Here is a 10,890-nt window from a genome sequence, read left to right on the forward strand (position 1 = left end):
TAATCAATGAGGCGAACAACCGCCGATTTCCTGCACGACGCGGTCCGCCAAAGCCAGACAGCTCGTCAGCCCCGGAGACTCGATGCCAAACAGATTCACCAGACCCGGCACGCCATGCGCCGCTGGGCCACTGATGACAAAGTCCGCCGCCGGTTGCTGTTCGCCGCTGATCTTCGGGCGGATGCCGCTGTACGCCGGTTGCAGACTGCCATCGGGCAGCCCCGGCCAATAGCGGCGAATCGCCTGATAAAAGCTGTCGGCCCGCTGCGGGTCAACGCGGTAATCAACGTCCGCGACCCATTCCACATCCGGCCCGAAGCGCGCCTGCCCCGCGAGGTCGAGCGTCATGTGGACACCGAGTCCGGCGGCTTCGGGTGCGGGGTAGACCAGATGGCGAAAAGGTATCCGCCCGCTGAAGCTGAAATAGCTGCCTTTGCACAACCGCGGCACGGGAATGAACGATGAGCACAGGCCGGTGATACGACTTGCGACTTGCGGCGCCGACAAACCGGCACAATTGACCAGTTCGCGACAACCCAGGGTCATGGGCTGCGCACCGCCCATCCGCAACTCGATCCCGGCAGGGTGACAGCGGGCGGATTCAAACGGGGTATGAAAGGCAAACGAGGTGCCCATGGACTCGGCATCCGCTTGCAGGGCGAGCATCAAGGCATGGGAGTCGACAATTCCGGTGGAGGGCGACCAGAGTGCCGCGACACAGGACAGTTCCGGCTCCAGCGCCAGCGCCTGGCGCGCGTCGAGCAACTGCAAGCCCTCGACACCGTTGCGCCGCCCCTGCTCCCACAAGCGTTGCAAGGCACCGCGCTGCGCGTCATCGGTCGCAACGATCAGCTTGCCCAGACGCTGGCAAGCCACGGCGTGCGCCTCACAGAAGGCATACAGACGACGGTTGCCTTGCACACACATTTGCGCCTTCAAGCTGTTGCCGGCGTAATAGATACCGGCATGGATGACCTCTGAATTGCGCGAACTGATGCCCGTCCCGATGCCCTCGCCCGCCTCCACCACAATCACTTCACGCCCACTCGAGGCCAGTGCCCGGGCCACCGCCAGCCCGAGCACACCGGCGCCGATCACTACGCATTCGATATCGATATTCACCGCCCCTCCGTGCGTTCGAATTGCTTGATCAGCGTGGTGACCTTCTCCACCTCGCCATCCGACAAATGATGATGACAAGGAAGGGTGAGCATTTGCCGGGACAGACGTTCGGTATTGGCCAGCACGAGGCGCGGCTGACTGCTCAACCAGGCTTTTTGCCAATGGATGGGCAGCGGATAATGAATCGCCGTTTGCACATCGTACTGCGCCAGAAACGCCTGCAAGCGATCACGATTTTGCGACTGCACGACATAGTGATAATAGGAATTTCCCGGCTTGCCGCCACCCAGGTCGGTACCCGTACGAGTGGTGCCGAGGACGTCATCATAGAAAGCGGCGATTTCCACACGTCTTTTCAGCCATTGATCCAGATACTGCGCTTTGACATTGAGCGCCGCGGCCTGCAACGAGTCGAGGCGCGAATTGATCCCGAACCGCACCGATTCGTTACGGGTTTCCAGGCCATGATTGCGTGCAATACGTGCGTATTCGGCAATCTTCGGATTGCGGGTGACCAGCATCCCGCCATCCCCCAGGCCCCCAAGCGTCTTCAACGGATGCATGGAAAAGGCTGAGGCATCGCCTCGAGTGCCGACTTGCTGACCGTCGAGGGTAGTGCCGATCGCCTGTGCGCAATCCTCGATGACGGCCACTGCGCGGGCACGGCACAGGTCGAGGATGGCATCGATATTCAGCGGACGTCCGCGCAGATAGACCGGAATGACCGCTTTGGTCCGCTCATTCAAAAGGGGCGCGATCGTATCGACGTTCATCAGCTCATCGTCGCCCACGTCCGCCAGGATCGGCCGGGCACCTGCCGCCACAATGGCACCGACGGTGGCGACAAAGGTATTGGCGCAGGTAATGACTTCGTCGCCAGGCCCGATATCCAGCGCACGCAATGCCAGAAACAACGCATCCGTGCCTGAATTGAGGGCCACCGCATGCGCCCCGCCACAGCGTTCCGACATCCAGGCTTCGAACGCCAGAACCTCTTCACCCAGGATGAATTCGCCTGACTGCAGGAGCGCCTGCCAGCGCTCGAAAATCTCGCTCGAAAGGTCTTGGGCCTGTTCCTGGACGTTATTGCACTTGATCATTTCGCGCACTCCTTGGCATGAACATGAGGGAAGTCAGGACAATCAGCAGGGTCCCGACCGCACTGACAACAGCGGTAAGCGTGAGGGTCTGGGAGTAGCCGACGATTCCGCCGACCACACCGCTGCCCAGATAGATGAAGGGGTGCACGCCGCTGGTCACGAAGGTATCGACCGCCACGACCTTGCCCAGATCCTTCTCCGGGGAATGTGTCTGCATGGCAGTTGCCCAGCCGGTGAGCCAGGAGGCTTCGACGATGCCGACGAACGTCGCCCCCAGAATCGCCATCCACGCCGATGTGCCCAGCCCGAGCAAGGCCATTGCCCCCGCGAGGAACAATCCGCAAGTGACGGCGAGCCCCACCAGTCGCTCATGCCCCGAGGCCAGCACCGTGATGACCGAACCGATGCAAGCGCCGAACCCCGATGCCGCCAGGCAATAACCCCACATGTCTTCACTGAAGCGCTGACTGATCGCATAAGGGGCAACGACCAGAAAGATCGGGAAACACAACACGTTCACCACCAGCGTCGCGGCAAAACCCAACAGCAGCGTGGCGTTGTTGACGACCACGGTGATGCCGTTGAGCGCTTCACGCAGCGAGAACTCTTCTTCCGATTCATGGTGGCCGACATTCGGCAGCTGCGCGGTGTAAATGGCAGCGCAGAAGAAGGTCAGCCCATCGATCAGGATCCCCCACACTGGGTCCCAAAGAATGATGAACACCCCTAGCGTCGCCGGAAACAGAATGGCGACCAGGTTATCGATGAAGTTCATCGCCCCGTTGCCCGCCACCAGGGCCTTTTTCGGCAACAGATTGACCAGCAGCACCTGTGCACAGGGTTTCGATACACCAATACCGATACCGAAGATCAGATACGCCAGCACCAAAAAGCCCCAGTGCGCCCCTGTCACCAGCAGCGCAACGGCGGCCAGTTGCGCAAGGCCTCGCGCCGTATCGGTGTAGATGAGTACCTGCCGGGGCGATTTGCGATCCGCCAGCATCCCCCCGGCCAGCGCACCGATAACGGTTCCGACACCGACGGCAGCCATGATGAAACCAAATACATCACCACCGAAACCGTCGCGAATCAGTGCGATCGGCAGCGCCGCCAGGCAGATGGCATCGCCGGCCATCGACAGGCCCTGGCCAATCAGCAACTTGCGAAACGGCAAGACACCCAAGGCTTCGTTGTAAGGTGACAAGCGTTCTTTGATAGAAATCATGGGTGCCCCTCCTTGAGGCCTATTCGTCCATCCTCGCCGCGCTGGGTCGGCAACTGGCGATCGCCGTGGCGAATCTCCAGCTCGTCGTCACCGAGTACGGAAATCCGCAGTCTTTGCCCGCGGAACTGCAGAGTGAAATGGTAAGCCTGCCAGTGTGCGGGCAACTTCGGTCGGAAGGCCAGTTGGCCCGATTCGATATCCAGCCCCGACAGCCCCTCGACCAATCCTTGCCAGGCGCCGGCATAGGCGGAAAGATGCAGCCCGTTGCTGTAGTCGTCGACCGGCGTGAAGTCGAGGTTATAGCGGCTGGCCCGGGCAATGAAATCGGCACTGGTGTGCGTCTCGCCCAGATGCGCGGCGACGACGGCATGCGGGCCGTAACTCAACGAGGACTCATGCACCGTACGCGGTTCATAGTAATTGAACGCGGCGCGCTTCACGGCCGCTGAAAAATCGTCGGGAAACATCGACATCAACAGCACGATGTCAGCCTGCTTGACCAGTTGCGAATCGAAGTTTTGCAGTTTCTCCGCGCTGTCGCGTTCGACCTCGTCGGCAAACTGCGGCCCACGCTGTTTGACCACACGCAGGCGGGTGTCCGGCAATGCCGCGTAACCTTCGAACTCCTCAGGAATGGCCACCCCGTCCACCGTGATCCACGGCAGGTAGACGTTATCGGCTATCGCTTGCCAGAGTCGGCGTTGCGCGCCAGACACCCCGGGAAAGCCCGGGCGGTCCAGCAATGAAAGCACCCGCCGGATACTCCAGCGCAGCAGGTAATTGGTAAAGAAACTGTTGTTCACGTGGTAGTGATACTCGTCCGGGCCCATGACCGAATTCACCACATAGGCCTGCTTGCTCTCTGACCACTTGAACACCGATGCCGCGAATCGAGCGCTTTCAATCAGGATATCGAAGCCCCGAGACGCCATGAACGCGTCATCACCGGTTACCGCCCAGTACTTGTTCACGGCATAGCTGACGTCTGCCGAAATGTGCAGCACCTCATCGACACTCCACTCTCGCCTTATGTCCTGTTCAGGATAGGACAACACATAATGCGGGCCATTTTCGCCGCCCTGATCGTTGGACGCCTCCGGGAACCGTGCGCCGCAAAAGCCAGTGGAACGCGCGAACTGCAGCGCTTTTTCAATGAAGGTGTAGCGGTAGTCAATCAATGCCCTGGCAACGTCCGGCGCGTTCCAGATCCAGAACATGCACTTGTGCAGTTCGGTGTCGAAGAACGTCGCACCAGAATGGTAAGTGCTGGTCAGGCCTCGCGCCGGCGATATCGTGCCATTGACGCCATGCGCTGCGCCGAGGCCATGTTGCAGTAATTGGAATACTGCGTACTTCATACCCAGATCAGTGCACGTGTGCGGAGCCTGAATGGTGACTTCATGCTCACGCCAGAGGCTGTTCCATTGGCTCAAATGACAGCCTTGAATCCTTGCGACATCAAAGTCGCCGGCAAACGTGTCAGGGTGGGTCTGATCGCTATCGACGCCCACCCGCCAATGCGTCACCAACCGGTGCTGGCTGACCGCTGCAAAGTCGAGGGTCACCGAAGCCACACAACCCTCTTGCCCCTGCCGCCAGGAAACGACGGAACTCGCCGTTGAATCCGCCTGTTCGACGCGCACGTCATAACGCAGCCGCTGCTCGGCCGTGTCGACGATCAGGCTGAACGACGCTTGATCGACAACGCTTTGCCCGAAATGGTAATGCCGCGCGGTCAGCCAGTCACAAGCCCCGAGGTATTCGTTCGACGCGCTGCCATCCACTCCGTAATCAAGCCTCAATCGATGGCCTGCGGTGCCAGTGCCGAGGCGTTTCAAACTGATCTGCGTCGACACCGCCGCCTGATCCGGGGCATCAATGAACTGGGTGACCGTCAGCTCATATTGCACACCGGCCAGCTGAAACTGCTCGCAACTGCTGACGGTCGCCTGATCGAGTGCCAACACCACCACGGGTTCGTTGCTTGCCGGCTCAAGCGGCAACCCCGTATCAACATCGTAAAGCCGCAGGATGGCCGGCGCGGGCAAGGCAATGATTTCCCGCGAGACGCCGACACCGGCCGCATACACCCCCGCCAACAGCAACTGCGTGCGCCGGCTGCGTGGCGATGCGTTGGGCATGTGCGCACGCACGCCGAGCAAGGGATTGGCCAGGGTCGCCACGCACGCCGCGAAGGACGACGATCTCGCGTCGATCGCGACAATGTCTTCGCGGTGCTCGCCGTAGGAAATGCTCAGCACGATGCGCCTCCTGACGCCTGGAACGACCAGTCGTTGTGCAGCATGTTGCGTACGTTGTGATAACGGATATCCGCTAACACATCGCCGCTGTCCTTGAAGTTCCCCGACTGCCACTGCTCGCAGATTTCGACGATCGCATCGCGGATCGAAAAGATGAATTCGAAACCCAGCGTCTGTTGCACCCGTCGGGAATCCAGCCGGTAGGATCGAACATCGTCACTGTGGGTCGTGGTGATCGGCACATTGGTGCGGAAGTACCGATCGACAATCTCTTTTACCTGACTGGCAATGTCGGTCACCGTGTGGTTCTCGTAGCCGACATTGATTGCCGTCCCGGACACCTCGCCTAGGGACTCCCGTTCGACCAGCATCGTATACAGCCGGGTCAGATCGCCGATATGCACGTTAGGGCGATACTGACTGCCGCCGAATACGGTGATTTCACCGCGCGCCAGCGCACTGGCGGTCAGGATGTTCACGGTCAGATCCAGACGTTGCCGAGGCGACCAGCCGCACACCGTGGCGGCGCGAACCGCGACAGTCTCGAACGATGAATCGGTCAGTTCGAAGAGTATCTTCTCGCCATCAGCCTTGAACCGGTTGTAGTCGGTGATGGGCACGCAGGGCTGGCGTTCGTCGACAAAAGGTTCTGCATTGACGCCGTAGACACTCGCTGAAGACGCGTAGATAAAACGCCGGCAACCCAGACGCTTGGCGCTGCTCATGAGATGCGGCAGGCAATCGATGTTTATCGATTGGCCCAGTTCCGGGGCCGAATTGAAACTCGGATCGTTCGCCACTGCAGCAAGATGCACAACGGTGTCGACACCTTGCAGCGACGTTTCCACGAGCGCCGGATCGCGTATGTCGCCCTTGATGAATTCCAGGCCGGGATGGTTCAGCAAACCTTCGAGCCCGTTGCCGAAATACAGCGCATCCAGCACCCGGACGCGGTACCCGGCGGCAAGCAGTTTGGGCACCAGACGCGAGCCAATGTAGCCAGCACCGCCGGTAACAAGAACAGTTGATTCCTTTTTCATGGTTAATTCCTTCCCTGTGATGAGTGCGCCAGCGTGAATTCATCAAGCGATGACAGTATTGAAGCGCGTGGATGGCTAGCCTTGGGTTCAAGCGGATCACGGCGAATCTGCCAGGCGCGCACGCCCAGGCCGCACGCCAGGTCAGTCGCATAGGGGCTGTCGTCGATCAGGTGAACATCCTGCGGAGCGTGGTCGCCGATCAGTTGTTGAACCAGTTTGTCGCGGGTTTGATGTGGTGCTTGCCGGGTAATCGAGACCGGCGCCTGTCCCCATACGTTCGCCCGTTTCAGCGCCGCCTCGAACAATTGCGGAGCATTCAGCGACGCCGTATAGAACATCACCGGCTGCGCGGACGCTTCGATGCGCTGCAGCAATCGCAAAGAATCCTCGAACAGCTCGGTGCCCGGTGAGAGCCGCTGGAATTCCTCCTGTTTGTACGCGGCCAGTTCGTCGGCGCTGAACCTTGCGGACGTTGCACCGCCGGCATGACGGGTGGTCAGCGCCAGCAGTCGGGAAGCGCCTTCCATGCGTGGCCGCCCGGCGATGTGCTCGATGTATTGCTGCGATGTCAGTTGCTGTCCTGAAAACTCAAGGGCCGCATTGCGCCAGGCTTCGAAATGCGGTGTGTCGATCATTGTTCCGTCGAGATCAATCAGTAAAAGGTTCGACATGGTTGTTTACCTGTCAGCTGTTCTTGGCCATGACCAGTTGAGCGATCCTGGAAGTCGAGTCGAATATCTTGTCGTCCGTCAGCACCATCCGCCCTCCCACGCTTTCAACCAGCGCCCGCTCCGCCTGCAGTCTGGTGTCCGATCCATCGGTGTAATCCGCGCCCTTGAAATACAAATTGGGGCGCAATGTCTTGATCATGAATTCAGCGGTAGCTGTATGGTTGACGATGACGTAATCGCAATAACGGATGGAAGCGAGAAACTCCGCGCGCTTTCGATCGGGAAATACCGGCCGGTCCGCGCCTTTGTTCACGTATGGGTCTGCGGTGACGGATACGAACAGTCGATCGACCATCGTATTGGCGCGCTGCAGATGATAAATATGCCCAGGGTGAACAATGTCAAAACAACCGTGACAAAGCCCGATCACCAAACCTTTTTCGCGGCAATAAACCGCCTCGTCCTGCAATGCAGTAATGTCATTCAAAACGCCCATGATAAATTCAATCCTTTGATTTGAGAGATTTAGCCATGATGTTCAAGTGTTCAAACTCACCCCAATAATCGGGAAGTTGCCCGACGATCTGAAAGCCATTGCGTAAATGAAAGCGGTAGGCCGCCCGTTCTCTGTCGATATTGCCGATATCGAGACACAGCCAGGCCTTCTTATGTTCCAGTGCAAACTTTTCAATCTCGTCATATAACAAGGACGCAACGCCATATCGACGATATTCACTGTCAACAATCAACCAGTCTGCCCATAACACATGCTTTGACGGGATAGCGCCCGGAGCGCACCCCATGGTTCCGATGACCACATCGCCAAGTGCGGCAATAAAACGATCGCCCTCATGGTTTGGGTCAGCGAGTTCCCGGGCAAATTGCTCACCGGCAGATTCAGTCAAGTCCTCGCTGGAACCAATTTGTGCGACCAGTGCCAGCACTGCCGGCATATCGGACTTTATGAATCGGCGAATGCAAATATCCCGATCAAGTTCATTTTCCATGGAATGGAATCCTCTTGAGTGCCGAATCCAGTCGCTCACAGGCATCCGCGATCATTTCCGCTGTGTGCGCCGCGCTAAGTGTTACCGGCTCAGGACAGTAACCAAGGGGCATCAGAAAGCCATACAGGTTGTATTCGCAGGACAACAGATAAAACAACTTCTGGGCAAAATCGATCGGATAAAAACCTTCTATCTCCTTCATTGTCCGAGGACGTTCGGAAGTGCCGATATGGACGCCGATTCGACCGCCATAACCATCGATATGGCAAGGAATCCGGTGTTTATCGAAGACATCCCGAAGTCCCGATTTCAACTGAGACTCCAGCGCGGCGACGTGCCGATGCACCGCACCGTCCTGCAGGTGATCGATAGCGGCAAGTGCGGCGGACACAGAAAGATAGCGCCCGGTGTTGGTGCCACTGATCTGCACCGGACCGCGGGGCGCGATGACATCCATGTACTCGGCTTTACCGGCAATCCCGGCGATGGGCATGCCGCAACCGAACGCCTTGCCGAAGGCGGCAATGTCAGGAGTGACCGCGAAATCTTTCTGCGCACCGCCGATATTGGCGCGAAACCCGGTCAGCACTTCATCGAAAATCAACAACGCCCCGTGCCGCGTGGTCAGTGCCCGCAACTCTTGCAGAAAGCCCTCGTCCGGTTTGATGCAGCCGAGGTTCAGGGCGACAGGCTCCAGAATCACGCCCGCGACATCGTCCTTGTACTTTTCAAAGGCGTGCTCCACGGCTTGCAGATCGTTCCAAGAAACCGCCACCGTCAAACTTCCGAATTCGTTCGGAATACCCACAGTACCTGACAGACGCTCCAGTTCTCCGCCGGCCAATACCTCACCCGAGCGTGGCGAAGAATCCACGTTCCAGGTCAGCGAATCATTGAGCCCATGAAAATGGCCTTCAAACTTGATGATGATTCGTTTGCCGGTAACGGCACGGGCAATGCGCGTTGCATACATGGTGGCTTCCAGGCCGGAGTTCACCAGTCGCAACTTCTCGGCGCACGGCACCACCGCGCAAAACTTCTCGCTCAACAGGCGATGTTCATCGGTTTCGTATTGTTGGAGAAAACCTCGCTCCAAGGCTTTGCTGATCGAATGTTTGATGACCGGACTGTCGTGCCCTAACAGGCATGAACCCCAGCCCATAATATAATCGTCGCACCATTCGCCAGAGGATAATTGAATACGCGCACCCGCAGTATTCTGCACATTGATCGGCCCAACTACCGACAAGTGATTCCATCCTGACAGTACATTTCCAACACGTGTTTCCCTTAAACAATCCATGACCACTGACACTCCTTTCATACCATTGAGTGTGAATAACAACCCTGCACTCACGCAGGACACAGGCGCTATAAGGCATGCAAAAAAACTCACACGAAAAATCGCGCGACATTCGAAATCAGACAAATACTTAGTCAAGTAAAGTTGTGAAGAAAGAACCTAGTCTCGCCCCCTCACAGCGTCAATTTAAAAACTAAATCGCAAACACAACAAGCTGATTCCCATGAAGAAAAACTTTCCTTAAACACAAACAGCCAAACAACCCGCGCAGCTTATTTCAAAAAATTATAAATTAATTAAACAGCAAACTTATCAGCAGGTTATGCCATCCATTCCTACCAACGCTTCAATATAAAAAATCTGATACGCAAATTCCTCGAGCATCTGAGATGATCAATTAATTGTCCGACTATTCAAGAAGCAAAGGTCATCACTTAACAATTGGCGCACGGCAGCACATACCCGAAACTGACGCGAACCGCTTTAAAACCCTTGGACATGAAACGATTAAATACGCCGCAACCTCTTATTCCAGAAATAGAGGCCATGTAAGTTTTTTAATCTTTTATCGCTATTTAGCTCGCATTCTATAATTGCCCCGCCTGCACTCATATAAGAAGGAAAGCTCCATGCCAAAACGCTTGTTACTGGTTGCACTGTTCGTTGCGGTCGCCGGTTGCGCCAGCCCTCCTCCCGCCTCTGTTCACACCCACAATCCATCCAGTTCCACTCTGCAGGGCGACGCCTCGCGTCCGGCGCAGGCGCAGTGGATTCGCACCGAGCTGTATTTCTCGGTGGGTTCGATCGATGGCAAGGACGGTGCAGTCAGTCCGGCGCGCTGGCGCGAGTTTCTTGATCAGGAGGTGACGTCGCGGTTTCCTGATGGATTCAGTGTGCTTGATGCTTATGGGCAATGGCGGGATAAGGGCGCCAAGGAGCCTGAGCGGTTGAGTACCAAGGTGATTGTGATTTTGCATGAGAACAGCGCGAAGAATGGGGCCAACATCGAAGCGATTCGACTGGCTTACAAGCGTATTACCGGGGACTTGTCGGTGCTGCGGTTGTCGCAGCCGGCAGAGGTCTCCTTCTAGAATCAGAAGCCCCTCACCCTAGCCCTCTCCCAAAGGGAGAGGGAACTGAGTCGGGGAAATTGAAGAAGTC

10 protein-coding genes are annotated in these 10,890 nt (G+C 57.4%); 1 reads left to right on the plus strand and 9 read right to left on the minus strand.

Annotated features, from left to right (window positions below):
* Nucleotides 1–3 precede the first annotated feature (3 nt).
* From HU718_RS17405 to HU718_RS17445, 9 genes are read right to left on the minus strand one after another with little or no spacing between them, the layout of a single operon-like run.
* Nucleotides 4–1,122: an NAD(P)/FAD-dependent oxidoreductase gene (locus HU718_RS17405; protein WP_110719835.1), complete on the minus strand. Its 1,119-nt coding sequence runs from the start codon at nt 1,120–1,122 to the stop codon at nt 4–6.
* Entirely contained in the window at nt 1,119–2,222 is a 1,104-nt protein-coding gene (locus HU718_RS17410) for a DegT/DnrJ/EryC1/StrS family aminotransferase (protein WP_150707880.1), read from the minus strand. The genes HU718_RS17405 and HU718_RS17410 overlap by 4 nt, the downstream gene beginning before the upstream one ends.
* The gene (locus HU718_RS17415; RefSeq protein ID WP_095118508.1) at nt 2,206–3,447 is read right to left on the minus strand and encodes an MFS transporter; all 1,242 of its coding nucleotides are present in this window, start codon (nt 3,445–3,447) and stop codon (nt 2,206–2,208) included. The genes HU718_RS17410 and HU718_RS17415 overlap by 17 nt, the downstream gene beginning before the upstream one ends.
* Complete coding sequence (locus tag HU718_RS17420) at nt 3,444–5,708, minus strand: glycosyl hydrolase family 65 domain-containing protein (RefSeq protein ID WP_202883840.1); 2,265 nt, start codon at nt 5,706–5,708, stop codon at nt 3,444–3,446. Before HU718_RS17420 ends, HU718_RS17415 begins: the two co-directional genes overlap by 4 nt.
* Nucleotides 5,702–6,748 (minus strand): NAD-dependent epimerase/dehydratase family protein, encoded by a 1,047-nt coding sequence (locus HU718_RS17425; protein ID WP_095118507.1) that lies wholly within the window; start codon nt 6,746–6,748, stop codon nt 5,702–5,704. The genes HU718_RS17420 and HU718_RS17425 overlap by 7 nt, the downstream gene beginning before the upstream one ends.
* Before the next feature lie 2 nt (nt 6,749–6,750).
* Complete coding sequence (locus HU718_RS17430; RefSeq protein WP_150707879.1) at nt 6,751–7,383, minus strand: HAD family hydrolase; 633 nt, start codon at nt 7,381–7,383, stop codon at nt 6,751–6,753.
* Between the two features lie 49 nt (nt 7,384–7,432).
* Nucleotides 7,433–7,915 carry an adenylyltransferase/cytidyltransferase family protein gene (locus tag HU718_RS17435; protein ID WP_052229445.1) on the minus strand — a complete coding sequence of 161 codons (483 nt, stop codon included), beginning with the start codon at nt 7,913–7,915 and terminating at the stop codon, nt 7,433–7,435.
* 7 nt (nt 7,916–7,922) lie between these two features.
* On the minus strand, nt 7,923–8,426 hold the full coding sequence (locus HU718_RS17440) for a GNAT family N-acetyltransferase (protein ID WP_186616117.1): 504 nt from the start codon (nt 8,424–8,426) through the stop codon (nt 7,923–7,925).
* The gene (locus tag HU718_RS17445; RefSeq protein WP_186616118.1) at nt 8,416–9,675 is read right to left on the minus strand and encodes an aspartate aminotransferase family protein; all 1,260 of its coding nucleotides are present in this window, start codon (nt 9,673–9,675) and stop codon (nt 8,416–8,418) included. The genes HU718_RS17440 and HU718_RS17445 overlap by 11 nt, the downstream gene beginning before the upstream one ends.
* A 683-nt stretch (nt 9,676–10,358) precedes the next feature.
* On the opposite strand from HU718_RS17445, the gene HU718_RS17450 reads away from it, so the two are divergent.
* Nucleotides 10,359–10,820, plus strand: a complete 462-nt coding sequence (locus tag HU718_RS17450; protein WP_186616119.1) for a DUF3574 domain-containing protein — start codon at nt 10,359–10,361, stop codon at nt 10,818–10,820.
* Nucleotides 10,821–10,890 lie beyond the last annotated feature (70 nt).

It is taken from the genome of Pseudomonas tensinigenes (assembly GCF_014268445.2).
Taxonomy (GTDB): Bacteria; Pseudomonadota; Gammaproteobacteria; order Pseudomonadales; family Pseudomonadaceae; genus Aquipseudomonas; species Aquipseudomonas tensinigenes.

What these genes read in the sequence shown, in the direction of transcription:
- HU718_RS17410 (WP_150707880.1), bottom strand. Translation starts at nt 2,222, where the DNA reads ATGATCAAGTGCAATAACGTCCAGGAACAGGCCCAAGACCTTTCGAGC.
- HU718_RS17415 (WP_095118508.1), bottom strand. Translation starts at nt 3,447, where the DNA reads ATGATTTCTATCAAAGAACGCTTGTCACCTTACAACGAAGCCTTGGGT.
- HU718_RS17425 (WP_095118507.1), bottom strand. Translation starts at nt 6,748, where the DNA reads ATGAAAAAGGAATCAACTGTTCTTGTTACCGGCGGTGCTGGCTACATT.
- HU718_RS17430 (WP_150707879.1), bottom strand. Translation starts at nt 7,383, where the DNA reads ATGATCGACACACCGCATTTCGAAGCCTGGCGCAATGCGGCCCTTGAG.
- HU718_RS17435 (WP_052229445.1), bottom strand. Translation starts at nt 7,915, where the DNA reads ATGGGCGTTTTGAATGACATTACTGCATTGCAGGACGAGGCGGTTTAT.
- HU718_RS17440 (WP_186616117.1), bottom strand. Translation starts at nt 8,426, where the DNA reads ATGGAAAATGAACTTGATCGGGATATTTGCATTCGCCGATTCATAAAG.
- HU718_RS17450 (WP_186616119.1), top strand. Translation starts at nt 10,359, where the DNA reads ATGCCAAAACGCTTGTTACTGGTTGCACTGTTCGTTGCGGTCGCCGGT.